Origin of the sequence: Sphaerisporangium sp. TRM90804 (assembly GCF_029846175.1) — a bacterium.
Taxonomy (GTDB): Bacteria; Actinomycetota; Actinomycetes; order Streptosporangiales; family Streptosporangiaceae; genus Sphaerisporangium.
Window position 1 is genome coordinate 17,625 of record NZ_JARWAC010000022.1, and the last position, 24,977, is coordinate 42,601.

The 24,977-nt window shown below is 72.1% G+C and carries 18 protein-coding genes and 1 pseudogene; 7 read left to right on the forward strand and 12 right to left on the reverse strand.

The features are described 5' to 3' along the window. Positions 1-56: 56 nt before the first annotated feature. Positions 57-830 carry a DUF899 family protein gene (locus tag PYR91_RS26545; protein ID WP_279783955.1) on the forward strand — a complete coding sequence of 258 codons (774 nt, stop codon included), beginning with the start codon at positions 57-59 and terminating at the stop codon, positions 828-830. 152 nt (positions 831-982) lie between these two features. Here the strand turns inward: PYR91_RS26545 and PYR91_RS26550 are convergent, their stop codons facing one another. Further along, the gene (locus tag PYR91_RS26550; RefSeq protein ID WP_279783957.1) at positions 983-1,912 is read right to left on the reverse strand and encodes a DUF4231 domain-containing protein; all 930 of its coding nucleotides are present in this window, start codon (positions 1,910-1,912) and stop codon (positions 983-985) included. A gap of 441 nt (positions 1,913-2,353) precedes the next feature. On the opposite strand from PYR91_RS26550, the gene PYR91_RS26555 reads away from it, so the two are divergent. The 3 genes from PYR91_RS26555 to PYR91_RS26565 all read left to right on the forward strand — a co-directional run bounded on the left by PYR91_RS26555 (position 2,354) and on the right by PYR91_RS26565 (position 5,306). Further along, positions 2,354-3,124, forward strand: coding sequence for a lytic polysaccharide monooxygenase (locus PYR91_RS26555; protein WP_279783959.1), 771 nt, complete (start codon positions 2,354-2,356; stop codon positions 3,122-3,124). 168 nt (positions 3,125-3,292) lie between these two features. Further along, positions 3,293-3,832 carry a DUF305 domain-containing protein gene (locus PYR91_RS26560; RefSeq protein WP_279783961.1) on the forward strand — a complete coding sequence of 180 codons (540 nt, stop codon included), beginning with the start codon at positions 3,293-3,295 and terminating at the stop codon, positions 3,830-3,832. Positions 3,833-3,902: 70 nt separating this feature from the next. Then, entirely contained in the window at positions 3,903-5,306 is a 1,404-nt protein-coding gene (locus PYR91_RS26565; protein ID WP_279783963.1) for a M28 family metallopeptidase, read from the forward strand. Between the two features lie 72 nt (positions 5,307-5,378). Here the strand turns inward: PYR91_RS26565 and PYR91_RS26570 are convergent, their stop codons facing one another. The 6 genes from PYR91_RS26570 to PYR91_RS26595 all read right to left on the reverse strand — a co-directional run bounded on the left by PYR91_RS26570 (position 5,379) and on the right by PYR91_RS26595 (position 14,463). Beyond that, on the reverse strand, positions 5,379-6,935 hold the full coding sequence (locus PYR91_RS26570; RefSeq protein WP_279783965.1) for a M28 family metallopeptidase: 1,557 nt from the start codon (positions 6,933-6,935) through the stop codon (positions 5,379-5,381). A 181-nt stretch (positions 6,936-7,116) separates the two neighbouring features. Continuing rightward, on the reverse strand, positions 7,117-8,247 hold the full coding sequence (locus PYR91_RS26575) for an alkaline phosphatase PhoX (RefSeq protein ID WP_347943482.1): 1,131 nt from the start codon (positions 8,245-8,247) through the stop codon (positions 7,117-7,119). Between the two features lie 313 nt (positions 8,248-8,560). Next, positions 8,561-10,735 carry a molybdopterin-dependent oxidoreductase gene (locus PYR91_RS26580; protein ID WP_279783969.1) on the reverse strand — a complete coding sequence of 725 codons (2,175 nt, stop codon included), beginning with the start codon at positions 10,733-10,735 and terminating at the stop codon, positions 8,561-8,563. Positions 10,736-10,959: 224 nt separating this feature from the next. After that, positions 10,960-11,946, reverse strand: coding sequence for an epimerase (locus PYR91_RS26585; RefSeq protein ID WP_279783971.1), 987 nt, complete (start codon positions 11,944-11,946; stop codon positions 10,960-10,962). Positions 11,947-12,224: 278 nt separating this feature from the next. Beyond that, positions 12,225-13,124 (reverse strand): relaxase domain-containing protein, encoded by a 900-nt coding sequence (locus tag PYR91_RS26590; protein ID WP_279783973.1) that lies wholly within the window; start codon positions 13,122-13,124, stop codon positions 12,225-12,227. 352 nt (positions 13,125-13,476) lie between these two features. After that, positions 13,477-14,463, reverse strand: a complete 987-nt coding sequence (locus tag PYR91_RS26595) for a DNA polymerase ligase N-terminal domain-containing protein (protein ID WP_279783975.1) — start codon at positions 14,461-14,463, stop codon at positions 13,477-13,479. A 123-nt stretch (positions 14,464-14,586) separates the two neighbouring features. Between PYR91_RS26595 and PYR91_RS26600 the strand changes: the two genes are divergently transcribed. Beyond that, positions 14,587-15,846 (forward strand): alpha/beta fold hydrolase, encoded by a 1,260-nt coding sequence (locus tag PYR91_RS26600; RefSeq protein WP_279783977.1) that lies wholly within the window; start codon positions 14,587-14,589, stop codon positions 15,844-15,846. Positions 15,847-15,971: 125 nt separating this feature from the next. Here the strand turns inward: PYR91_RS26600 and PYR91_RS26605 are convergent, their stop codons facing one another. Together PYR91_RS26605 and PYR91_RS26610 are read right to left on the reverse strand one after the other, a co-directional pair. Then, positions 15,972-16,571, reverse strand: coding sequence for a hypothetical protein (locus PYR91_RS26605; RefSeq protein ID WP_279783979.1), 600 nt, complete (start codon positions 16,569-16,571; stop codon positions 15,972-15,974). Continuing rightward, positions 16,529-18,178, reverse strand: a complete 1,650-nt coding sequence (locus PYR91_RS26610) for a PHP domain-containing protein (protein WP_279783981.1) — start codon at positions 18,176-18,178, stop codon at positions 16,529-16,531. Before PYR91_RS26610 ends, PYR91_RS26605 begins: the two co-directional genes overlap by 43 nt. 530 nt (positions 18,179-18,708) lie before the next feature. On the opposite strand from PYR91_RS26610, the pseudogene PYR91_RS26615 reads away from it, so the two are divergent. Continuing rightward, a pseudogene (locus tag PYR91_RS26615) lies at positions 18,709-19,107 on the forward strand (cellulose binding domain-containing protein); the annotation flags it as partial. Positions 19,108-19,341: 234 nt separating this feature from the next. Beyond that, positions 19,342-21,048, forward strand: a complete 1,707-nt coding sequence (locus PYR91_RS26620) for a glycoside hydrolase family 6 protein (RefSeq protein ID WP_279784086.1) — start codon at positions 19,342-19,344, stop codon at positions 21,046-21,048. Positions 21,049-21,370: 322 nt separating this feature from the next. Here the strand turns inward: PYR91_RS26620 and fdhA are convergent, their stop codons facing one another. From fdhA to PYR91_RS26635, 3 genes are all read right to left on the reverse strand, one after another. Next, positions 21,371-22,600, reverse strand: a complete 1,230-nt coding sequence (gene fdhA / locus PYR91_RS26625; RefSeq protein ID WP_279783983.1) for a formaldehyde dehydrogenase, glutathione-independent — start codon at positions 22,598-22,600, stop codon at positions 21,371-21,373. A gap of 95 nt (positions 22,601-22,695) precedes the next feature. Beyond that, the gene (locus tag PYR91_RS26630; RefSeq protein WP_279783985.1) at positions 22,696-23,109 is read right to left on the reverse strand and encodes a hypothetical protein; all 414 of its coding nucleotides are present in this window, start codon (positions 23,107-23,109) and stop codon (positions 22,696-22,698) included. Between the two features lie 6 nt (positions 23,110-23,115). Continuing rightward, positions 23,116-24,969 carry a tetratricopeptide repeat protein gene (locus tag PYR91_RS26635; protein WP_279783987.1) on the reverse strand — a complete coding sequence of 618 codons (1,854 nt, stop codon included), beginning with the start codon at positions 24,967-24,969 and terminating at the stop codon, positions 23,116-23,118. Between the last annotated feature and the right edge of the window lie 8 nt (positions 24,970-24,977).

Here is a 24,977-nt window from a genome sequence, read left to right on the forward strand (position 1 = left end):
GCCGTGATCAGTCGAAGGTGTTGTTCGGCCCTCTCCACTTGGGCTAGACAGGGCGCATGACAGAGACGTCAGCCGAACGCCCCCTTCCGTGGATCGCCGATCGGCGGACCTGGCAGGCGAAGATCGACGAACTCCGGGTCAAGGAGAAGGCCCACACCAGGGCCGGGGACGCACTGGCGGCCGAACGCCGCCGGCTACCCATGGTCGAGGTCGATCCGCGGACTGCGCTGATCGGAGCCGACGGCCCCGTGCCGCTGATCGACATCTTCGACGGCCGGTCGCAGTTGATCGCCTACTTCCAGATGTGGCACACCGGTAAGCCTGCGGCGGAGCAGTGCGAGGGCTGCACCTTCTCCACGACCCACATCAACGAGCTGTCCTACCTGCACTCGCGGGACGTCGGTTACGCGACCTTCTGTGAGGGGCCGTACGAGGAGAGCTCGCGCTACCGCGACTTCATGGGCTGGACGATTCCCTGGTACTCCGTACCGCAGGATTCCGTCGACCGGCTGGTCGCAGACCGGCACTTCGGCATCCTGGTCAGTTACCTCCGGGACGACGACAAGGTCTACGAGACCTACTGGACCACCGGCCGCGGCAACGAGTTGATGGCACCGTCGTACGGCCTGCTGGACCTGACCCCCTACGGCCGGAAGGAGTTCTGGGAGGACTCGCCAGAAGGCTGGCCCCAGCACTGGGATGCCCGAGGCGGCCAGTTCCGCCTGGACGGTCGCCCCACCGCCCAGTGGTCACGCATCAAAGCCGGACACGACGACGACCTCGGCACCTCGCCCGACGACCATCACCACCACCAACCGCATCGCCACTGAGCGCGTGCGCGTCGTCAGACGTCGAACTCGGTGGCCGAGTGACGGCCTCCGTCGAACGCCTGGCCAGCGGGACGAACAGATGTCCAGCAGGCAGGGGCGCCCTGGGGAAGGCGTACCGGAGGCGCCTTTTCCGGGGCGGGGCTGAGGAAGCCTTAGGAGGGGCGGCGGCGGAAGGCGGTGCGGGAGGCGCGCCACATGGTGTGCTCGCGGCTGACCGCCTCCTCGGCGTCGGCCACCTCGGCGGCCCAGCGGGGCTCGTCGGTCGCGTCCTCCAGGCGGGAGCGGGCGATGGCCAGCTCGTTCGCGGCGAAGGCGTAGGCCCGGGCGAGGGAGTCGTGCTGTTTGACGGCCAGCCACGCCGCGCCCGCGCCGACGACCGCCGCGGCGATTCCGGGGAGGTCGATCGCGAGGACGCCGAACGCTCGCAGCAGCGCGGCCACCACGCCCAGCAGTTCCATGGCCAGCAGGGCGATGCGCCAGGAGTGGGCGCGTGAGCGATTCAGGGTGGCCTTGGAGGAGTACCACCGCTGCTGGTCGAGGATGCGCCCGGTGAGGTAGGCCTGCTTGCGCTCCTCGAACGCGGCGGCCCGCAGCTCGCGCAGCCGGGGGCTGATGGCCGGGGCCGTGGTCGCTTCGATGCCGGTCTCGGGGGCGTCGATCAGCAGCGACTCCAGCTCTCTGCGGAACCGCTGCCCGGCCGCCTGCTCCTCCTCGGCGTCGCCGGTCCTGGTGTACGGCGCGCCGCCGACCGCGTACCGCCAGGCCAGCGTCTTGGCCGACTCGGCCAGCGCACGGCCGTCGTACCACGTCTGCGAGGGCCGGTCGGCGAGGAGGTACACCTCGACGAGCGCCGTGCCGACGAACGCCACGGCGGTGACGAGCGCCATGACGTCCACCTTGGCGGCGCCGACCCGCAGGCTCAGCGCCGCGGTGACCGCCGCGAGCACGATGAGCGCGAGCCGCAGCGCGGTGCTGGTGATGTACCGCTTCTGGCCGTGCAGGGACGCCTGGTCGGCCGCCTGGAAGAGCCCGGGAAGCGCGTCGTCGGGCAACGGCGGCGGGGGCGGCGGTGCGCCGCTCACGCGTGCGCCCGCTCTCGCGGAGCGAGGCGCGAGGGCGGCTCTCTACGTGTGCGCTCGCCTGTGTAAGTCATATCCGCCTTCTCGCCGCCCGACCCAGGAGAAGGCTAGCCACGCCCCTTGCCCCGCGCCACCGGAACAGCGGCTGGGCCGAGGGAGCAAGGAGGGCTCGCGGGGTGAGAGTCAAGGTGCCTGGGAGTCAAGGTTGTGCGTCTTTCCAGCCCGAAAGGCTTGCGCTGGTTGACTTCTGTTGTTAACTCTTAGGAAGGTTTCTTTTTAGTTGTCCGCTTTTTCGACTGCCTCCCACCCCCCAGCCCCAATGGAGGAGTTCTCGATGTACAAGCGAAGCAAGGTGGCGGGGGGGGGGGGGGCCCCCCCCCCCCCCCCCCCCCCCCCCCCGCGCTGGTTCTGCTGCCCGCGGGGGCCGTCGACGCGCACGGCACCATGTCGAACCCGCCGAGCCGGGTCTACGTCTGCAAGAACGAAGGGCCCGAGACGCCGAAGTCGGCCGCGTGCAAGGCGGCCGTGGCGGCGGGCGGCACCCAGGCGTACTACGACTGGAACGAGGTGTCGCTGCTCGAAGCGGGCGGGCGGCACCGCGAGCTCATTCCCGACGGCAAGCTGTGCAGCGCGGGGCGCGACAAGTACCGCGGGCTCGACCTGCAGCGGGCCGACTGGCCGGCCACCCGCGTGTCGCCGGGCTCGTTCACGCTGACGTACCACGCCAGCGCCCCGCACGCCAACAGCCACTTCGAGTTCTACATCACCCGGGACGGCTGGAACCCGACCATGCCCCTGAGGTGGTCGGACCTCGTCCACATCAGGACGTTCAACAACCAGAACCCCACCACGTTCACCAACTGGACGATCAACCTGCCGCAGCGCTCGGGGCGGCACATCCTGTACTCGATCTGGCAGCGCGTGGTCGGCAGCAACGAGGCCTTCTACACCTGCTCGGACGTCGACTTCGGCGGCGGCGGCACCAACCCCACGCCGACCCCGACCCCGACGCCGACCGTCACGCCCACCCGCACGCCCACGCCGACCCCGACGCCGACGGTGACGCAGCCCGGCGGCACCTGGCAGGCGGGCGTGGCCTACCGGGCCGGCGACCGCGTCACCTACTCCGGCGCCGCCTACGAGTGCATCCAGGCGCACACGGCCCTCACCGGGTGGGAGCCGCCGAACGTCCCGGCCCTCTGGCGGCGCGTCTGACCCGCACGATCCGTCGACGGCCCGGCCCCGCCCCGCGCGGCCGGGCCGCCCGGAACGTGAGCGTGGCCCGGCCGCCTCGCACGTGGAGCGTGGCCGGGCACGGTGAGCATCGATGTCCCCGTGTGAGATGTCCGTGTGAGATGTCCCCGTGTGAAGGGAGCGCTCGGCATGAAGCGCGTCGCGGCGGCCCTGCTGGCCGTCCTGCTGCTGCCGGCGTGCGGCGCCGCCGCCGAGAGGCCGGCCGAGCCGGTGAACGCAGAGGACGTGATGTTCCTGCAGATGATGATCCCGCACCACAGGCAGGGCATCGAGATCGTGCGGCTGGCCGCGGCGAGGGCGAAGGACCCCGAGGTAAGGACGCTGGCCTCGGCCATCGAGGTGACCCAGGACGGCGAGGTGCGCAGGATGACGGCCTGGCTGCGCTCCTGGGACCAGCCGCTCGCCGCGCCGTCCGACGCGCACGCCCACCACGGCGGCATGCCGCGGAGCGACCGCAGGCAGATCGCCGCCCTGGGGACGACGGACGAGTTCGACCGCGACTTCCTCAACCTGCTGCTCGCCCACCAGGACGACGCCGTGCAGATGGCCACGGTGGAGGCCGCCAACGGCGCCCACCCGCAGGTGCGGGACTGGGCGACGCAGGTGGAACGCTCGCGCGAGGCGCAGATCGAGCAGATGCTACGCCTGCTCGGCGAGCCGCGCCCTTGATCAAGCCGCTGGAAGCGCCGTACGTTGAGGGTTGACAGCTGCATATCACCCTGAGTCAGGAGATATGTTCATGCCCCTTCGGCTTCCCTCCACCGGCCGAGCCCTTCCCCTCACCGCGCTCGTCCTCGCCACCGGCCTCGTCACCCCGGCCGCCTCCTCCGGCGCGGCGCCCGAAGACCCCGCCTCCCGCCTGCCGCGCGACGCCGAGATCGCCCGCATGGTCGAGGCCGTGGACCCCCGCGGCGTGCAGCGGAGCATCGCCAAGCTCGCCTCCTTCGGCACCCGCCACACGCTCTCCAGCCAGGACGACCCGGCGCGCGGCATCGGCGCCGCCCGCGACTGGCTGTACCAGGAGTTCAGCGCGATCGCCGCGCGCTCGGGCGGCCGGATGACGGTCGAGAAGCAGTCGTTCGTCCAGCCCGTCTCCTCGCGCATCCCCGTGCCGACCGTCATCACCAACGTGGTGGCGACCCTGCGCGGCACCCAGGCCGAGTCGGCCGGCCGGCACTACGTCGTCAGCGGCCACTACGACTCGCGCTGCTCCGACGTCATGAACGCCACCTGCGACGCGCCGGGCGCCAACGACGACGCCTCGGGCGTCGCCGTGGCGCTGGAGGCGGCCCGGGTCATGGCCCCGCACACCTTCGACGCCACGGTCGTGTTCATGGCCGTCGCGGGCGAGGAACAGGGCCTGTACGGCTCCGGGTACTACGCCGAGCAGGCGAAGACGAACGGCGTCGACATCCAGGGCATGTTCACCAACGACATCGTCGGCAGCGCCGAGGGCGAGAACGGCGAGGCGCCCGGCGAGGTCCGCGTGTTCTCCGAGGGCGTGCCCACCACCGAGACCCCCGAGCAGGCGGCCACCCGCCGCTCCACGGGCGGCGAGAACGACAGCACGTCCCGGCAGCTGGCCCGGTTCGTCCGCGACGCCGCCACCGTCTACACGCCCCGCATGGACGCCATGCTCGTCTACCGCAGGGACCGCTACCTGCGCGGCGGCGACCAGATCCCCTTCCTGGAACGCGGCTACCCGGCGATCCGGTTCACCGAGGTCCACGAGGAGTACGCCCACCAGCACCAGGACATCCGCGTCGAGGACGGCGTCCAGTACGGCGACCTGCTGAAGTTCGTCGACTTCGACTACACCGCCCGTGTGGCCCGCGTGAACGTCGCCTCGCTGGCGTCCCTCGCCCGCGCCCCGCAGGCGCCCAAGGGGGCGGGCATCCGCACCACGCGGCTCACCAACGACACCGACCTGCGCTGGGACGCCGACCCGGCCCCCGACATCGCCGGTTACGAGGTCGTGTGGCGCGACAGCACCGAGCCGCTGTGGACCCACGCGCGCTACGTGGGCGACGTGACCGAGTACACCGTCGAGGGCAGGTCGAAGGACAACCACCAGTTCGGCGTCCGCGCCGTCGACAGGGCCGGCCACCGAAGCCCGGTCAGCCACCCGCGCCCGGTGAGCTGAGCCGAGACGGGCGAAGGGCGCCCGGCGCCGCCTGGTGACGGCGGCGCCGGGCGCCCTGCTTACCGGACTACGTCAGCTCGCCGCGGCCGCGTCGCCGGCGTGGGCCGGCGGGACGGCGGAGCGGGCGGACACCGCGCTGACGCGGTTGGGGATGGAGCTCAGGTTGAACGCGTACCTCGCGGTGGAGTCGGCGATCGCGTCGGAGTTGACGTCCAGCGCGGTCAGGTTGACGTTGGCGATCGTGTCGCACGGCGCGTGGTAGCACGGGTCGTACGCGACGCCCGCCGTGCCGCCGAACAGGGCCGCCTCCTCGGGCGTCTTGATGCCCTCGGCGCCGGTGAAGATGCCGCCGGCCGGGATGCCCGCGGCGATGAACGGGCCGTAGTCGGAGCGGCCGTCGAAGTCGGTGCCCACGGTGGGCAGCCCGCGGCTGGTGAAGAACTTGGCCAGCCGCTTCTCGATCGCGTCCGATCCGGGCGGGCCGGCGGGCGAGCCGGCGGCGTCGGAGTCGTCGCCGTCGTAGAGCTTGTAGGCGTAGTTCGGCGAGCCGACCATGTCGAAGTTCAGGTACAGCTTGATCCGGTCGCGCTGCGCCTGCGACAGGCTCTCGACGTACTGGTCGGAGCCGAGCAGGCCGATCTCCTCGGCGGCCCAGAAGGCGAACCGCAGCTTGTGGCGCACCGGGTAGAGCTTCGCCTGCAGGGCGGTCTCCAGGATGGCGGCGCTGCCCGAGCCGTTGTCGTTGATGCCGGGGCCGACGGGCACGCTGTCGAGGTGGGCGCCGACCATCACGACCTTGTTCGGGTCGCCGAACAGCGACTCGGCGATCACGTTGTCGTCGGTGCCGAGCTCAAGGGTGCTGTCGACCTTGAGGCGCACGGTGGCGCCGGCCGTGGTGGCGAGCTCCTGCCCGACGGCGAAGTCGGCGAACACCATGGGGACGTCGGCCCGCCACTCGCCGATGTCGACCGTGTAGGCGTCGGTGCGCCCGGGCTGGCCCTCGTTGAAGACGATGATGCCCGCGGCGCCGGCCCTGCCCGCGTTGCGGATCTTCTGGGCGAACGCGCAGGTGCCGCGCTGGATGAGCGCGATACGGCCGGCGACGAAACCGGCGAAGTCGGACTCCTCGCACCCGCTGGTGGAGCTGGGCGTGGGTGCCGGCGGCAGCGTCAGGTCGACGCCCTGCACCTGGGCGGTGACGTCGCCCGCGGGCGACGGCGGGAAGGTGAAGAAGTCCTCGTTCGGGACGTAGGTCTTCGCGTTCGGCGCGGTCTGGGCCAGCACCGGCGCGCTGTTCTCGGCCCAGCTCTCGACGAACTCGATCGGCTGGAGCGTCACCTTGTAGCCGGCCTTACGCAGCTTTCCGGCGACATAGTCGACGGAGGCCTGGTAGCCGGGGGAGCCCGCGGCGCGGTTGCCGCCGTTGGCGTTCGCGATGGCCTGGAAGGCGTCCAGGTGCTTCTTGACGTTCGTGCCCTTGACCTGCTTCACCAGCAGCTTCGCGAACAGTTCGTCGATCGCCCCGGCCGAGGCCGGCAGGGTCGGGACGAGGAACAGGGCGAGGACCGTGACCACGGTGACGAGACGGACGACGCTCTTGCGAGCGCCGTTCAGCAGAGGTACGTGCATGGTTCTCCAAGCGGCCAGAAAGTGTGCAAGATCCCCGAAATAACGCTCCAAGGAACGTAACCCCGAGAGGCCCTGTCGTATAGGGATTTCTCGCTAACTGATTCGGCCTGGTCACCCGGAGCCACCACGCCCGCTCCCCGGGCGGGCCGCCCGGCGCGTGCCGGCCGGCCCGCCCGGCGGGTCAGGGCTGCACGCGGAAGGGGCCGGTCACCTCGTAGGTGATGCCGCCGCTGCCGGTGGACGAGCCGGACGTGCCGCGCTGGGAGGAGAAGTACAGGCGCCGGCCGTCGGGCGAGAACGCGGGCCCGGTGATCTCCGACGACGACTGCCCCTGGATGCGCAGGAACGGCGCGACGACGCCCTCGGCGGTGATGACGTTGATCTCCATGTCGCCGCCGTCCTCGGCGACGAACAGGTCGCGGCTGGTGGGCGCGCCGGTGATGTTGTCCACGCCGGTGAGCGGCGCCGCACCGCCGGTCACCAGCGAGTCGTCGTACGCCAGGTCGAGCGTGGAGGAGGTCGCGTCGTAGGCCCACACCCGGTTGTCGCCCTTGGTGGTGAAGTAGCAGACGCCGCGGTCGTACCAGCAGCCCTCACCGCCGTCGAAGCGCTGGGCCGCGCCGACCTGCTTGCGGGTGGCGACCGGGAAGCCGTCGCGGTCGGGAATGTTCTGCCACGTCACCGGGCCGGTCACCTGGCCGGAGGGCGCGCACAGCACCTGAAGCTGCCCGGTGCGCAGGTCGCCCCAGGTGTCGGGGACGAACCGGTAGAAGCAGCCGTCGCTCTCGTCCTCGGTCAGGTAGACCACCCGGCGGACGGGGTCGCACGCGGCGGCCTCGTGCTTGAAGCGGCCCATCCTGGTGCGCTCCTCGGCGGAACGGCCGCCGCCGGGCCAGGTCTCGAAGACCCGGCCGAGCGCGATCTCCTCGCACGACAGCCAGGTGCCCCACGGAGTGGCGCCACCCGCGCAGTTGAGGTTGGTGTTCGACAGGATGCGGTACGCCGACACGATGGAGCCGTCGGCGGCGAAACGCACCGCCGAGGCGCCGCCGATCAGCGGGATCTCGGAGTTGGAGACGTAGATCCAGCCCGAGCCGTCGGGGAAGCACGCCCCTCCGTCCGGCGCCCAGTGCCAGGTGTGGCCGGCGACCTGGCGCCCCGAGCGGGCGATCACCCTGCTGGTGAACCCGGGCGGGAGCTGGATGCCGTTCCCGTCGGCGGCCAGCGGGTCTCCGTACGGGCTGGGGCCGGGCTGGGCGACGGCGCCGAACGCCTCCCCCCACAGCGCTCCGGAGAACGCCGCCCCTCCCACTCCAACGACAGCGGCTCTCAGTACCGTCCGACGCTCCACCATTGCCTCCAGGTCTGGCCGATCACGGTCACCCGGAACGTAAGCGGTGCGGGCGACCGGTGCCACGCCACGGCATGAACGGCGGATGTCCGGGGCGATACACGTGATCTTTCCCCGGACGCCCCGCGCGGGACAGGCGGCGCGCCCTCAGGCGGTCCGCTCAGGCGGCCCGCGTCGACGGGCCGTGCGGGCTCATGCGGGCCGTGGGGGTTCAGGCCGGGCCGCCGGCCGGACCGGTGCGGGAGGCGGTCGCACGGCCCGGCGGGGCGGCGTCTCAGACCGCGGCGGGGGTGAGCGTCACGGGGACGCCGTTGAAGACGGCGTTGCCGGACAGGACGTCGACCACCGACTCGTCGGTCAGCGTGTTGGCGTTGACGCCCGCGTTCTGCGAGGCGACCCGCTGCGGGATGCCGGCGTGCCCCCACCCGTGCGGCAGGCTGACCACGCCGGGCATGATCGCGTCGTTGGGCTCCACCGGCACCACGAGCTCGCCGGACGCCGAGCGCACCAGCGCGTGCTCGCCGAGGCCCAGCCGGGCCACGTCCTCGGGGTTGATGTGCAGCGTGCACTGGTTGCTGCCGCCGACCAGGGTCTCGACGTTGTGCAGCCAGCTGTTGAGGGAACGGAGCTGACGCCTGCCGATCAGCAGCATCTCCGCGGGCGGCTCGGCCAGCCGGTCGTGCAGCCGGGAGACGTCGGCCACCAGCACCGGCGGGGCCAGCTCCACCCGGCCGGACGCCGTGAACAGCATCTCGGGCAGCCGGGGCCGCAGCGCGCCCAGGTCGATGCCGTGCGGGTTGGCGCGCAGGTCGGCCAGGGTGAGCCCGTACGGGCCGAGCCGGAGGAAGGCGTCCAGGATGAGTTCGACGCCAGAGTCGCCCTCCAGGGAGGCGCGCAGCTCGGCGGGGTCCATGCCCTCGTACGGGGAGCCGGGCGTCTGCGTGGCGCCGCCGAGGATCCCGGCGAGCATCATCTCGTCCAGCGACGACGGGTCGGCGTCCGCGCCGGCCCCCGAGGCGATGAGCGTCAGCTTCGCCATGATCTCGGCCTCGGACAGCTGCCCCGGCTCCAGCGGCACCACCGGCGGCGAGAACCGGGTGTAGTTGCGGACGGTCACCGTCAGCAGCAGGAAGTCGTAGTGCGGCATCTGCATGATCCGCGGCGGGGGCAGGATGACGTCCGCGTACCGCGTGGTCTCGTTCAGGTAGGGGTCGACGCAGACCATGAAGTCCAGGCTTTCCAGGGCCCCCGCGAGCCGCGGGCCGCCCGGCGCCGACACCACCGGGTTGCCGGCCACGGCCACCAGCGCCCTGACCTGCCCCTCTCCCGGGGTCTCGATCTCGTCGGCCAGGGTCGCGACCGGCAGCTCGCCGAGCGACTCCGGCAGCCCCCGGACGCGGCTGTGCCAGCTTCCCGTCTTGTACGGCTCGGACGGCTTGGGCGGGCCGAAGGTGGCGGTCTGGGTGAACATCACCCCGCCCGGCCGGTCGAAGTTGCCGGTCAGGATGTTCAGGACGTCGACCAGCCACTGGTTGAGCGTGCCGAACTCGGCGGTGCAGGTGCCGATGCGGGTGTACACGGCGGCCGTCCGGGCGGCGGCGAGCTGCCGCGCGACCCGCGCGATGTCCTCGGCGGCCACACCGCACACCGGCGCGACGCGCTCCGGGGTGAACTCCTGCGCCAGGTGCCGCAGCTCGTCCAGGCCGTTGACCTCGATGTCGATGGTGGTCAGGCCCTCGGCGAGCAGGGTGTGCACCATGCCGAACAGCAGGAACGCGTCGGTGCCCGGGCGCACGAACAGGTGCTCGTCGGCGGCCGCGGCGGTGCGGGTGCGGCGCGGGTCGACGACGACGACCTTGCCGCCGCGACGGCGCAGGTCCTTGAGCCGGCCGGGGAAGTCGGGGGCCGAGCACAGCGAGCCGTTGGACTCGACCGGGTTGGCGCCGAGGATCAGCAGGAAGTCGGTGCGGTCGATGTCGGGCACCGAGATGGCCAGCGGGTCGCCCACCATGTAGCCGCAGGCGACGTGCTTGGGCATCTGGTCGATGGTGCTGGCCGAGTAGATGTTGCGGGTGCCGAGCGCCTGGCTCAGCGCGCCCCGGTACAGCGGCCCGGCCATCGTGTGGAAGGTCGGGTTGCCGAAGAACGCGGCCACCGACTCGCGCCCGTGGGTCGCGATGACGTCCTTGAGCCCCTGGTCGACCCGCTCGAACGCCTCCTCCCACGTCGCCTCGTGCCACTCGCCGTCCTTGCGGATCAGCGGGACGCGCAGGCGGTCGGGGTCGGCGTCGAGGTTGCCGAGGCTGGCGCCCTTGGGGCAGATGAAGCCCTTGGAGAACGGGTCGTCCGGGTCACCCTTGACGGAGGTGACGCGCCCGGTGTCGTCGAGCGTGAGCTTCAGCCCGCAGACGGCATCACAAAGGGGACAGGTCCGGAGCGCGGTTCTCATCGGGCCTCCTGAGAGCGGGTGTTACCCGCATCATCACCCCGCCCTCCCGAGCCCCGGAACCCCAGTTCTGCCACTTACGGGGTGCGCCGCCCGCCGTCCGATCCCCGCGCGAACAGCCGGAGGCCGAGGCCGTGGTGAGCGACTGAAGACCGATGTCGTTCGTGGATCGGCCGTTCCCCGCGAACAGCCGGAAGCCGAAGCCGTCGTGACGGAGACCAGCGGCGTCAGCCGAGGGCGTCGAGCAGCTCGCGCTCGCGGCGGGCGCTGAGCCCGGAACGTCTCGCCCGGTCCAGACCCTGCTCGCGCTCCCAGGCGAGCGTGTCGGCCAGCAGCTCCGCCCGGGGCCGGTGGCGCAGCCCGGCGGCGCGCGCCGCGGCCCCGGTGCGGGCCGAGAACCCCTCCCAGCCGGGCTCGACCAGCCACATCGGCAGCGACTCGTCCCCCATGTACTCGGTCACGCCGTTCGCGAGCAGCCACGACGACTCCGCGTGGACCACCGGGCCGGTGTGCCCGCCGACGGCACGGGACGTCTCGACCCACTCCCCGAAGGAGACGACCGGCCCGACGGCGTCGTACACGCCGGTGCTCCCCGCCTCCGCGGCGTCCAGCAGCCAGGCGGCGAGGTCGCGCACGTCGACCGCCTGTGTCGGGATGCCCGGCGCGTCGGGGACCAGCATCGGCCCGAGCGGGTCGCGCGCGGCGCGGGCCACCCAGTAGCCGGTACGCCCGGTGTGATCGCCCGGCCCGCCGATGAGCCCGGCGCGCGCGACGAGGAGGCGATCGCCCACGACGTCCGTCGACGCCTGCTCGCAGGCGACCTTCGCCTCGCCGTACAACCCGCGGTCGACCTCGCCACGGTCGGTCGCGGCGAGCAGGGCCGCGGACTCGTCCGCGTCCGGGACGGCGTGGGAGGCGTATGCGCTGATGGAGGAGACATAGGCCCAGTGCCGGGCCCTGCCGCCCAGCGCGCCGAGCGCCGCGCGAACGAAGCCCGGCTGCCAGGACACCTCGACGACGGCGTCCCACTCGCGATCGAGCACCCCCTCGTACGCCGATGCCTCACGCCGATCGGCGGCCACCAGCCTCGCCCCGCCCGCGACCTCCCCGCTCTCCCCCCGAGCCAGGCACGTCACCCGATGCCCCCGCCCCACCGCCTGCCCCGAAAGCTCCCGCCCCACCCACGCCGTCCCACCCAGAACCAAGATCTCCATCCCGCCACCCAACCACCACGGACACCAACCGCCCAGAAGGGTTCGCTGACGGCACACCCGACGCCGTCGAGCCCTCACCGCCACGTCATCGGCCACCGCGGCTCGCCGAGTGACCGATGATCGACCGGAGGTGCCGGGGCATCCGACGACGGAGCCTGAAGTCCGGGGTGGCGCCGCGGGTCGCCCGGGGTCGTGATCCCCCGGCAGCGGATCCGGACGGCCCGTGACCGGTGTCAGGATCGGCCCGAGAAACGCGTGTGGCGGAGGTGCTCCGTTCTTTAGTTGTGTGAGTGCCTATGGTGTTCGGCGGGGTGTGTTCGGGTGGACTCCTGGCATTCCGCGTGCTCCCAGGCGCTTGAGGACGCGGCCAGTTCCGGTGGTACTCCGGCTATCTCGAAGAAGCGGCGGCCCGGGCCCGTGAGGGCTTCTATCGGAAACCGGAGCTTTCTGAGCTCCTCCGCGAGCACCGCCCGCCCGGCGGCGCCGCACTCGCGCATAACGGATTCCCCGTACAGGGCCTCGCTGTGCGGGGTGCGGAGTTTCATATTCGCGTCCAGCACGCCGACCAGATAGCAATGCACGTGCAACTGCGGAGGGGGTGGTTCCAGCCACGGTGGTTTCCGTGATATCACGTGCAGCGCTATCGAGGCGGCGAATCCCCGCGCCGGCTCGATGCCGGCGACCAGCGGTCTCGTCCGCGTCAGGTACTCGATCGCCTGGCCCGCGGCCTGGACCATGGCCTGTCCCAGCGACGCCCGCAGTTTCGCGTCGGACTGGGCCCACACCCACGACATCGAGCCGGGGGCCCAGAAGTCGAGAACGAAGCTGGTGACCGCCATCTGCCGTTCGAATCGTCCCGGTCCGCCGAGGCTCGGGCGCGTGCCCGCGCCGGATGGCTGCGTGAAATGCGGTGGGCGCGCCTGCGCCCCGGTGACCGTGTGGCGTCCCAGCAGGGCCGATGTCAACTGCTTGGCGCGTGTCTCGGCGCCGCGCTCCACGCCGAGGGACCGCAGGGCCTCGTTCGACCCCAGCCACATCGAATTCGCCCGTTCGGGCCCCGGGTCGGTCTTTCGGGTGAATGCCTGTGGCGACAGAGCGTACTCCAACGCGTGCTCGGCCGCCGACAATGCCGGCTTCGGGTCACCAACCGGAACCGACAGGGTGCGAATCGTCAGCATGAGACCTCGCGGTGCGATCCAGCACCCTTCGCGGACGTGAACTTCGGCGTCTTCGATATTGCGCCGTGCGGCAGTACGGCACGGACGGCCGACCGGTCTGATCGGCGGTATGGCAGTGCTGTCATGGCATTCCATTGTGCTGCATCCGCCGGGGGTGGTCACGTGTTTCGCAGCTTTAAGAGTAGTACCAGGTGGTAATTCCTGACACTCCCTTCCATATGCTATTCTATTAGCCTGAAAACTATTTGAAATATCAACGGATTCGGTATCTGCGCGGCGAGAGGCTGTGCCCCCTCGTTCGCCGCGACCGGGTGAAGCGCGCCGGACGGGTTGCCTTCGCAGGTCGGCATCGCTACGCGGCGACGAAGACCCAGGCCGGGGACTCCTCGCCGGGCTTGTAAGGCGAGCCGGGGTGCTTGCCGACCACGCCGGGGAGGGACTGGGCGCGGGCGGCCTGACGGACGGCTTTCAGCTCGCCCGGGTAGCTGGGGGCGGTCTGCCAGCGGGGGCCGGTGACGGCCATGTCCTCCAAAGCCTCGCGCCGGGTCTCGAACGGGGCGTCCAGCAGCGAGGCGCCGTCGTCGTACAGGGCGTCGTAGGCGACGTAGACCAGCGTGCCGCCCAGCCTCACCACCTCGCCGTCCAGCACCGCGGCCCTGCTGCCGAACGCCTCGGCCAGCGGGCGCAGCCACCGGTACTCCGCGGTGACGTCGGCGCCGCGCGCCGAGCGCAGGGTCAGCCGGCCGCCCTGGATGTACGCCAGCGCGCGGGTGCCGCCCCACGCGAACTCCCAGGCGTACTCGCCGGCGTCCTTCGGCGCCCGGGAGCGGGTCACCGGCGACATGGGGGCCAGGGACGACGGCATCGGCTCCCACGACTCCACCGGCGGGCTCATGCGGTGGATCATCCAGTTGCGGCCGTGCGTCCGGAACAGCACGTACTTGCCCGAGGCGCGCTCGCCCCGCAGCACGATCATGACCTCCCGGTCGCTCCACTTCTCGGTCTCGTACGTCCCCCGGTCCCAGATCGTCATCGTGCCGCCGCCGTACTCGCCCGCGGGGATCTCGCCCTCGAACGTGGCGTACTCCATGGGGTGGTCCTCGGTGTGCACGGCCAGGTGGTTGGTGGCGGGGTCCGGCGGCAGCCCCTTGGGGATCGCCCAGGACGCCAGCACGCCCTCGCGTTCCAGCCGCAGGTCCCAGTGCAGCGAGCGCGCGTGGTGCTCCTGGATCACGAAGGTGTCGTCGTCGCCCCGCGGCAGCGGCCCGTCGGCCGGGAACGGCTCGCGTGTGCGACGGGGGTCGCGCTTGCCGCGGTAGGGCTCCAGTTTGTCGGCCACGCCGACTGTCCTACCCCCGTGGGCGGAACTTCGGCCCGGTCGCCCCGATATCTGGGGTCCCCAGCGTTAGTACCTTTGGGCGGTGGCCGCTCCTCCGTTGCCGGCCGTGTCGAAGGGAGTGCCATGCCGCACCTGCCGGGGATGGCGGTGACCGGCCACGAGTTCGCGGTGCCGCTCGACCACGGCGCCCGCGACGGGGCCAGCATCACGGTGTTCGCCCGCGAGGTCGTCGACCCCGCACGGGCGGGCGAGGCCCTGCCCTGGCTGCTCTTCCTGCAGGGCGGGCCGGGCGGCAAGGGGCCGCGGCCCACCGGCCCCGACGGCTGGCTGGGCCGCGCGCTGCGGACGCACCGGGTGCTGCTGCTCGACCAGCGCGGCACCGGGCGCAGCACGCCCGTCACCGCCGCGACGGCCGCGCGCCTCGGCGACGGGCTGGCCGGGTACCTGCGCCACTTCCGCGCCGACTCCATCGTCCGGGACGCCGAGATCATCCGCCGGAAGCTGTGCGGGGGACGGCCGTGGGAGACGCTCGGGCAGAGCTACGGGGGCTTCATCACGCTCACCTACCTGTCGCTGGCGCCCGAAGGGCTGCGCGCCTGCTACGTGACGGGCGGGCTGCCCGGGCTCACCGCCACCGCCGACGAGGTGTACGCCCGCACGTACCCGCGGGTGCGCGGCAAGGTCGCCGACTACTACGCGCGCTACCCCGAGGACGCGGCCACGGTCACGGCGGTGGCCGAGCACCTGGCCGAGCGCGACGTGCGACTGCCCGACGGCGACCGGCTGACGGTGCGGCGCCTGCAGATGCTCGGCGCGGGGCTGGGCATGGGGAGCGGCGCCGAGCGGCTGCACTGGCTGTTCGACGAGGTCTGGGACGGCCCCGAGCTCTCGGACGTCTTCCTGCACGAGGTGGCGGCGCAGACGTCGTTCCCCGGCAACCCGCTGTACGGCCTGTTCCAGGAGGCGATCTACGCCCAGGGCGACGCGCCGACCAGGTGGGCCGCCGAGCGCGCGCTCCAGCGCCTCCCGGAGTTCGCGCCCGGCGCGGAGCCGACGCTGTTCACCGGCGAGATGTTCTACCCGTGGATGTTCGAGGAGATCCGCACCCTGCGTCCCTTCCGGGACGCGGCCAACGCCCTGGCCGAGGCCGGCGACTGGCCGCCGTTGTACGACGCCGGGCGGCTCGCGGCCAACGAGGTGCCGGTGGCCGCCCTCGTCTACCACGACGACATGTACGTCGACGCCGACCTGTCGCTGCGGACGGCGCGCGCGGTGGGCGGCCTCCGGTGGTGGATCACCAACGAGTGGGAGCACGACGGCGTCCGAACGGCGGGCGACCGCGTCCTGTCCCGCCTCATGGACCTCGCCGCCGGACGCGCCTGACCCACCGGGCCAGGCGCGCCGCCGCCGGGCGTGAGGGTGGCGCCCGGCGGGCCGCCGAGCCGGGTATCTCGGCGAGCTTTCGGAGAGCGGCCGCCGCGCGGGCCGGGTGGGGATCCCGCGCGAGGTCAGTCGTGGTCGACGCAGCAGGGCGTCGGGTTCGGGACCTCCGCCGGCATGAGGCGGCCGCCCGCGGCGGGCATGGTGAGCAGGACGATCCGGCCCTCCCGCCACTGCGGGCGCACGTGGTCGCCGGTCGCCAGCGGGGTGCCGGGCCGCGGCTCGTCGGCGTGTGCGAGCACGACCACCCGCTCGACGGCCGAGCGGGCCAGCACCTCGGCGACGCTCAGCGTGCCGACCAGCTCGTCACGGCCGGGGAACAGGACCAGGCGCCCGGCCGACCCGGCGGCGTGCTCGGCCGCCGCCAGGGCCGCGCCCTCGGCGAGCTCCGCCGGCCCGGTGCGGGTCTCGCCGTACGCGAGGCCCACCCCGTCCGGGACGCTGAGCGCGCCGACGGGCCGGTCGGCGACCGCCAGCGAGCAGGCCACGTGCGGTGCCCCGGTGCCGGAGCGGACGAAGTGCGTGCAGGCCACGGTGCCGGCCGGGAGGCCGAGCGCCTTCACCGTGTCGGTGATGAGGTGCTCGGCCTCGGCGACCGTCCGCGAGCCCGCGTCCAGGCCGACGATCATCCGCGCGGGACGATCCAGATCGGGTTGCTGTAGAACCACAGGTCCTTCCACGGGTCGGCGTCGCCGAAGACGTCGATCGCCGGCCCGTTGGGGTCCACCGCCGCGCCGAGCAGGCCGGGCGCGGTGCGGTTGCCGTCGGTGCCGCGCAGCCGGACGTACACCGGCCGGTCGACGGCGCCCACCTGGTACACGAACTTCACCGTGCCGGTGTTCCTGCCGACCTCGTAGGACTTGACGACCTTGGTGGAGGGCGTCGTGAAGACGTCCTTGTCGGACGCCGGTCCGGTGACGTCGCCCTGGATGACGTCCACCCGGGCCAGCGTCGGGACGTACTGGGCCCAGTTCGGCAGGTTCGCCAGCGTGATCTCGATGGAGACCTCGACCTTCGCGCCCTTGCGGACGTGCAGCGTGTCGCCGAGCGTCACCCCGCGCCGGCCGGACTGCCGGGCGCGGACGATCAGCGAGCTGATCAGCCCGCCGTGGTCGACCCAGACGCGGCCGTTGCGGATGCCCTCCATGACCGAGGTGTAGGAGAAGTCGCGCGAGCCGACGTGGGTCCGGCTGTAGAAGCCCGGCCAGAAGTCGCCGGCGGCGAGGTTCATCGCGCCGCCGCCGTAGACGGGGTCGTTGTACTTGCCGTTGGCGTCGAAGTCGCTGCCGGGGCCGCGCGCGCTGGTGTCGGCGTACACGGTGTGGGAGTCGGAGTTGGCGCTGATCCACCAGCTCTTGCCCTCGGCCAGCAGGCTGTCCCACAGTCCGCCGACGGTGGAGGTCATCCAGTCGAACCCGCCGAAGGTCTTGTAGCTCTCGGCCGGGTAGGCGGGGAAGGAGTCGGCGCCGGGGTTGCTGTCGTAGAACCCGCGCCCGCCGCCCGGCCCGTGCGGCTTGGGGATGCCCGCGGCCTGGTGTCCGGGGGCGCCCTCCATGCCGACGGCGATGCCGGGCTGGGCGTCGCGCCAGCCGCGGATCTCGTGCGGGGAGTCCAGGCCCTTGCGCGAGGGGTGGTTGGCGAGGAACAGGGCGTCGTCGACGCGGCGCTTCCTGACCGACTCGGCCAGGAAGTTCAGTCCGGCGATGGCCAGCGCCTCGTTCTGCGGGGTGTTGGCGCTCGCGCCCTTCACCGAGCCGTCGAAGCCGTTCTCGAACTCCTTGAGCGTGGCGACCTCGCGGCGGCCCGGGGCGACGAACACCGTGCCGTGCTCGGCGGCCGGGATGTTCCACTCCAGCCCCTGGAAGACCAGGGTGTCCTGGACGGCCTGGCGGGCCGCGACGATGTCGGGGTTGACCTTCTCTACGCCGATCCGGGCGTGCGTGGCGCCGCCGTGGTCGGTGATGACCATCCAGTCCAGGCCGTTCGCGTTCGCGTGCCGGACGTGGTCGATGACCTTGTAGATGCCGTCGGAGCTGTACTGGGTGTGGATGTGGTGGTCGCCCGCCAGCCAGCGGTACCCGTCGAGCGGCTCGGCGCCGCTCCTCGGGCGCTCCTTGCCGGCCGTCGCGGCGGCGGCCGTGCCCTGCGAGCCGAGCACGCCGGCCGCGGTGAGCCCGGCGCCCAGCAGTCCCGCGCGGCGGAACACCTGGCGCCGCGAGACCTGGCCGGGGGAGAGCTCGGCGTCCGGGATGGACAGGTCCACGACCTCGGCCATGTCGCCGTGGTCGTGCGCGTCCGAGGTGCCGTGCGTATGTGAATGAGGGTGATCGTGAGAGTGATCGTGCCCGTGACCCATGTCGTGCCTTCCGTCCCCGCCGGCAGTCGATCGCCGGCTACGGAGGCACCCTCCCGGTCGTGCCTGAACCCCATGTGAACGGGCCAAATCGGTTGAAAGTCCAACTGTCGGCGATCGGCGCGCGACCACGGCGCGCGGGCCGGGCACGGGGACCGCGGACGGGGCGGCCGTCCACGGGCCCGGGCGGCGCGACAGATGAATGTTTCATCGGGCTGGACGGTGATCGGCCGCTCAGTCCGCGGCGTTTTCCTAGGTCAGCGCGCGGGCGCCCGGTGTGTGCGCGGCGGGGGGGCCGCGTCTGAGGTCCCCCTCTCGCAACGTGCTGTACATCCCCAGGAAACACACACACCATGGGAGCGCTCCCACACGCCGGCAGGGCTGGGTGCTGCTTGGCCGTCTCAAGAAGACGGCGACCCCCCCATCAGTTTCATGAGGGAGAAGAACAGACAATGGGACCCCAGAAGACTCACTGGCGTAGAGCCCTGACGGCGGGAGCGGGCGTCCTGCTCGCCGCCGTCGGGCTCGCCGTCAGCCCGACCGCGGCCAACGCCGCGGTCGCATGCGAGGTCACGTATACCAAGGGTTGGGAGGGCGGCGGCGGGTTCGGCGGCAACATCGCCATCAAGAACCTGGGCGACCCCCTGCAGAACTGGGCCCTCACGTACACCTTCCCGGGCAACCAGCGCGTGACCCAGGGCTGGAGCGCCGACTGGTCGCAGTCGGGCGCGAACGTCACCGCCAGGAGCCTGTCCTACAACGGCGCCCAGGCGACCGGCGCGAGCTGGAGCATCGGCTTCAACGGCAGCTTCAGCGGCACCAACACGAACCCGACGAGCTTCTCGATCAACGGGACCGTCTGCACCGGCCAGCCCAGCGGCAACCAGCCCACGCTCGTCGTCACGCCCACCTCGGTGAGCGTCCCCGAGGGCGGCACCGCCACCTACGCGGTGCGCCTGTCGGCGCAGCCGAGCGCCGGCGTGACGGTGACCTCGTCCGCCGCCTCCGGCGGTGACGCGGACCTGACCGTCTCCGGCGGGTCGAGCCTGAGCTTCACCACCGCGAACTGGAACACCGCGCAGAACGTGACGCTCGCGGCGGCCCAGGACTCCGACACGACCAACGGCACGCGAACGGTGAACGTGGCCGCCAGCGGCCTCGCGTCCGTCGCCGTGACCGCCACCGAGGCGGACGACGACACCAGCTCCGGAACGCAGTCGCTGGTCGTCACCCCGACCAGCGTGTCGGTGCCGGAAGGCTCGACGGCCACGTACTCGGTGCGCCTGTCGCGTCAGCCGACCGCCAGCGTGAGCGTCGCCTCGGCGGCCGCGAGCGGCGGCGACGCCGACATCACGGTGTCCGCCGGGTCGAGCCTGACCTTCACCACCTCGAACTGGAACACCGCCCAGACCGTGAGGCTGGCGGCGGCCCAGGACAGCGACCAGACCAACGGCACCCGCACGATCAACGTGTCGTCCTCCGGTCTGACCTCCGTGGCCGTGGCCGCGACAGAGGCCGACGACGACGGCGTGACGAACCCCACTCACGTGGACAACCCGTACGCCGGCGCCGACGGCTACGTGAACCCGGACTGGTCGGCCAAGGCCGCCGCGGAGCCGGGCGGCTCGGCCGTGGCGAACATCTCGACCGGCGTCTGGATGGACCGCATCGCCGCCATCGCGGGCTCCTCGTCCGCCATGGGCATGCGCGCCCACCTCGACGAGGCCCTGGAGCAGGACGCGGCCAACGGCAGCCGACCGCTGACCATCCAGTTCGTCATCTACAACCTGCCCAACCGCGACTGCTCCGCCCTTGCCTCCAACGGCGAGCTGAAGATCGCGGAGAACGGCCTCAACCGGTACAAGACCGAGTACATCGACCCGATCGCCGCGATCATGGGTGAGTCGCAGTACCGCGGGCTCAGGATCGTCGCGATCGTGGAGATCGACTCGCTGCCGAACCTGGTCACCAACACCGGCATCGCCGCCTGCGCCGAGGCGCAGCGCACCGGCGCCTACGTGGAGGGTGTGCAGTACGCCCTGAACAAGCTGCACGCGATCCCGAACGTCTACAACTACGTCGACGCCGCGCACCACGGCTGGCTCGGCTGGGACAGCAACTTCGGCCCGGCGGCGCAGCTCTTCGCCAGCACGGCCCGCGGCACCACCGCGGGCATGGCGAGCGTCGACGGCTTCATCCTCAACACCGCCAACTACTCGGCGCTGCGCGAGCCGTACTTCAGCGCCAGCACCACGGTGAACGGCCAGTCGGTGCGCCAGTCCGATTGGCTCGACTGGAACTTCTACGCGGACGAGCTGTCGTTCGCGCAGGCGTTCCGCACCCGTCTCATCAGCGAGGGCTTCTCCTCCAACATCGGCATGCTGATCGACACCTCCCGCAACGGCTGGGGCGGCTCCGCCCGTCCGTCCGGGCCGAGCACGTCGACCAACGTCAACGAGTTCGTCGACCAGTCACGCGTCGACCGGCGCATCCACGCCGGCAACTGGTGCAACCAGAGCGGCGCGGGCCTCGGCGAGCGGCCCCGGGCGAACCCCGAGACCGGCATCGACGCCTACGTGTGGATCAAGCCTCCGGGTGAGTCCGACGGCTCCAGCCGTCTGATCGACAACGATCAGGGCAAGGGCTTCGACCGGATGTGTGACCCGACCTACGAGGGCAACGACCGCAACGGCAACAGCGCGACCGGTGCCCTGCCGGACGCGCCCATCTCCGGAGCCTGGTTCTCCGCGCAGTTCCGCCAGCTGCTGGCGAACGCCTACCCGGCTCTGTAACACCCGTCCCTGACTGCGGGCCCCGCCATGGCCGATCATCGGCTCGTGGCGGGGCCCGTCACCACGTCGCCGTCGCGGCCCGTTCCCGGACAGGGGTCCTCGGGGACGGTGCCGCGTCAACCTGTACGGCGACAGGCCCGGACTCACCACCAGCGGTTCCCCGGCGGTGAGCCCCGGGCCCGCGCCCGCGCGGGGGTGGTGGCCCGTCTCATCGCGTCTGGAGGGTCGCGAGGAGGCCAAGGCGCCACCCCCGCGCGGGGTCGGCGCATCGTCGTCTCCCACGCGGCATCCCCCGGCCGCGAGCCGGCGCGGCGTCCGGGGGTCAGGTGGCCGGTCGGGAGCCGAGCATGCCGTGCGGGTCGAGCACGAACTTGCAGGCCGCGCCGCGGTCGAAGTCGCGGTATCCCCGCACCGCGTCATCCAGCGGGATCGGGACGGCGTTGACCGCCTTGGCGATCTGAACGCGGTCGTGCAGGATCGCCATCATCAGCCGCCGGTTGTACCGCATGACCGGGCACTGGCCGGTGAAGAGGGACAGCGACTTGGCCCAGCCGAGGCCGAACCGCAGCGACAGCGCCCCCACCTTGGCCGCCTCGTCGGGAGCCCCCGGATCCCCGGTGACGTACAGCCCCGGGATGCCGATCGCGCCGCCCGCCCTGGTGAGCTCCATCAGGGCGTTCAGCACCGTCGCGGGCGCCTCGATCTCGGCGTCCTCCCCGTGGCCGCGCGCCTCGAAGCCGACGGCGTCCACCGCGCAGTCGACCTCCGGGGTGCCCAGGATCTGCGCGATCTGGTCGGGCAGCGGGCCCTTGGAGACGTCGACGGTCTCGCAACCGAAGCTGCGCGCCTGCGCCAGCCGTTCGGTGTTCAGGTCGCCGACGATCACCACCGCGGCGCCCAGCAGCAGGGCGGACACGGCAGCCGCCAGCCCGACCGGCCCGGCGCCGGCGATGTAGACCGTGGAGCCCGTGCCCACTCCGGCGCGCACGCAACCGTGGTAACCCGTGGGGAAGATGTCGGTGAGCATGGCGAGGTCGAGGATCTTCTCCATCGCCCGATCCCTGTCGGGGAACACCAGCAGGTTCCAGTCGGCGTAGGGCACCAGCACGTACTCCGCCTGCCCGCCCACCCATCCGCCCATGTCGACGTACCCGTAGGCCGCCCCGGGCCGGTCGGGGTTCACGTTCTCGCAGACGTCCGTCTTGCGCTCCTTGCAGTTCCGGCACCGCCCGCAGGCGATGTTGAACGGAACTGAGACGAGGTCGCCCACCTTGACGAACTCGACGTCCCTGCCGGTCTCGACCACCTCCCCGGTGATCTCGTGCCCGAGGATCAGCCCCGGCGGGGCGGTCGTCCGCCCCCTGACCATGTGCTGGTCGCTGCCGCAGATGTTGGTCGCGATCGCCTTGACGATGGCTCCGTGCGGAATCCGGCGCCCGACATTGGCCGGATGCACCCCCGGGCCGTCCTTGAGCACGAACTCGGGGTAGTCGATCTCCTCGACCCCGACCTCCCCGGGCCCGAGATACGCGACTCCCTTGTTGCCGGGCATGTGATCATCCCCCGTCTCCGGCGAAAGTGCGATGTACCTCTGTTGAGATGTATCCCCACTTCAAGGGCAACGTCCCGTGGGTCGGCGCGGCGGCGTCACCCGTTCCGGCGGTCCTGGAACGCGGCCGAGCCGTCGCCGGTCTGAATGATCCCCTCGTTCACCCCGGTGACCACACCGCGGTCGCCCACCGTCACCCGGACGCCGGCCTCGCCGAGCATCCGCCGCAGGTCCTGCGCGAGTTCGGCGTCCGACGCCAGGAGCTTGCGGAGCTGGACGCGCACCACCGCCCGCAGGTCCTCGTCGTCGTGGTTCCCGTCGAGCTCCCGCACCGCCTCCTCCAGCTCGGGCGCGTCGCCCCGCCGGAAGAGGCGCCGCAGGATGCGGTGGCCCAGGTTCACGGTGGCCCCGGCGGCGTCGTCCTGGGCTCTGGTGAACACCGCCAGGCCGTACGCGTTCACCGCCTCGGCGACGTACGCGGTCGCCGCCGCCGCCAGTTCCGTCATCGTCATCGCCGGTCAGCCTCCAGATGATGGTCGGTGGAGCCCTGCGCCCTCATCGGGCGGGCCGTGCGGCTCCAGGTCGCCGGCCAGGCGGCGAAGCCGCTCGACCAGGTCGTCGCCGGAGTGGCCCTCGGCGATGGCCAGGGCCTTGGCGACCGCCTCCCTCGCCTCCCGGACGCGTCCGGAGTCGGCGTACAGCAGGGCGAGGTTGCTCAGCCAGGGCACGAGCTCGGCACCGCCGGGCCCGTAGGCCTTCTCGGTGAGCCGGTACGCCCTCCTGACCAGCGGCAGCGCCTCCTCGGTGCGGCCGAGGTTGGAGTAGGTGGCCGCGACGTTGCCCAGCGCCTGGGCCACCCGCGGGTCGTCGGGCCCGTGCGCGGCCTCGGCGAACTCCATGGCGCGTCTGGCCAGCGGTAGCGCCACATCGGGCCGGCCCAGCTCCTGGTAGAGCGAGGAGAGGTTGGCGACCCGCCGGTAGTCGGGGCCAAGGGCGGACTCCGTGATCGACAGAACTGCCGCGGAGTACCGCCCCACCAGGGCGCCGTCGTCCGCCGACGGAAGGGAGAAGTCCGACGGCTTCGGGTGACGGCCCTGGGACCACCACTCGGGACGATCGGGGTGGTGGCGGACGATGTTCTCCAGGTGGCCGGCAAGGCTGCGCACCACAGCGCGCTTCAGCGCTTGCCCGGGCTCGGGCTCCACGTCGGTCAGCCACCGAAGGGCCAGGTCACGACCGGCGGGGTGCTCACTCCCGGCCGTCTGCCGCTCCCGCAGCACCGCCTGGAGCAGCGGCGACATGCCGATGGTGTCGCGCGTCCTGTCGATCATGTTGAAGTCGGCGAGCGTCCCGATCGCCTCGTCGACGTCCTCCGGGTTCTCCTTCGGCGCCACCAGCACCCTCGGGATGTCGTGGGGCGCGTACCAGGCCATCACGTCCAGCAGCCGGGTGGCGGAGTACCCGGCGCCGGAACGGCGGTCGCGCGCGCCGATGTCGGTCAGGGTGATGTCCCAGAGCCGTGACACCGTCCGCTCGGCGCCCTCGGCCGCCTGTTCCGACCCGTACACACGCTGGGGGTTGTCCCGCAGAACCCGCAGGAACCGCTCCAGGCTCATGTTCGTGCGCCGGACATAGGCGATGGCGTGCCGCAGCCCCAGCGGGTGGCAGCCCAGCTCGCGGGCCATCCGCCGGGCGCCGGCGCGGTCGCCCGCCCCCGTCTCCCCCATGATCAGCTCGGTCGCGGCCTCCAGGGAGAGGGCGCGCAGGTGGATCGGCGTGACAAGCCGATCCCACGAGCTGAGGCGGCTGGTCACCAGCACGTGGCCGGTACGCAGCTGGCCGAGCAGGCTCCGTACGTGCCCGATCTCCCTGACGTCGTCCAGCACCAGCAGCCAGCTCGAACAGCTCTGCAGCAGGTGCAGCGTCCACTCGGCGGCGTCGGACGGGTGCCGGATCCCCGGGCGTATCCGCGTCGCGAGCGCGGCCAGGCCGGTCTCGATGTTCCGCGGCGTGTCGGCGGCGACCCACCCCCTCAGCCAGTAGCGGCCGGGATGCCCGTCGGCGTAGTGCAGGGCCAGCTCGGTCTTGCCGACGCCGCCGAGCCCGTGGAGCGTCACCGCGACGTCGCCGGAGAGCGCCCTGTCGAGGGAGGCGAGGGCGTCCGCACGGCCGGGGAACGGGCGCATGGGTGGGCGGGGGAGCGTGGTGATGCCGCGCGGCATGGCGATGTCGCCGGGGAGCGGCGGCAGGGTCTCGTGGTTGAAGATCGCGGCGGAGGCGTAGTCGCCGGTCATGGCGGCGCCCCCGTGCAGCCTGCCGCTGAAGATGCCGCGGTCGCCCGGCGGCCGGCCGGCCTCCTGGTCGTGGTTCACCGGACGCC

Coding starts and splice junctions, on each gene's coding strand:
- PYR91_RS26545 (WP_279783955.1), top strand. CDS start 57: ATGACAGAGACGTCAGCCGAACGCCCCCTTCCGTGGATCGCCGATCGG.
- PYR91_RS26555 (WP_279783959.1), top strand. CDS start 2,354: ATGTCGAACCCGCCGAGCCGGGTCTACGTCTGCAAGAACGAAGGGCCC.
- PYR91_RS26560 (WP_279783961.1), top strand. CDS start 3,293: ATGAAGCGCGTCGCGGCGGCCCTGCTGGCCGTCCTGCTGCTGCCGGCG.
- PYR91_RS26565 (WP_279783963.1), top strand. CDS start 3,903: ATGCCCCTTCGGCTTCCCTCCACCGGCCGAGCCCTTCCCCTCACCGCG.
- PYR91_RS26570 (WP_279783965.1), bottom strand. CDS start 6,935: ATGCACGTACCTCTGCTGAACGGCGCTCGCAAGAGCGTCGTCCGTCTC.
- PYR91_RS26580 (WP_279783969.1), bottom strand. CDS start 10,735: ATGAGAACCGCGCTCCGGACCTGTCCCCTTTGTGATGCCGTCTGCGGG.
- PYR91_RS26585 (WP_279783971.1), bottom strand. CDS start 11,946: ATGGAGATCTTGGTTCTGGGTGGGACGGCGTGGGTGGGGCGGGAGCTT.
- PYR91_RS26590 (WP_279783973.1), bottom strand. CDS start 13,124: ATGCTGACGATTCGCACCCTGTCGGTTCCGGTTGGTGACCCGAAGCCG.
- PYR91_RS26600 (WP_279783977.1), top strand. CDS start 14,587: ATGCCGCACCTGCCGGGGATGGCGGTGACCGGCCACGAGTTCGCGGTG.
- PYR91_RS26610 (WP_279783981.1), bottom strand. CDS start 18,178: ATGGCCGAGGTCGTGGACCTGTCCATCCCGGACGCCGAGCTCTCCCCC.
- fdhA (WP_279783983.1), bottom strand. CDS start 22,600: ATGCCCGGCAACAAGGGAGTCGCGTATCTCGGGCCCGGGGAGGTCGGG.
- PYR91_RS26630 (WP_279783985.1), bottom strand. CDS start 23,109: ATGACGATGACGGAACTGGCGGCGGCGGCGACCGCGTACGTCGCCGAG.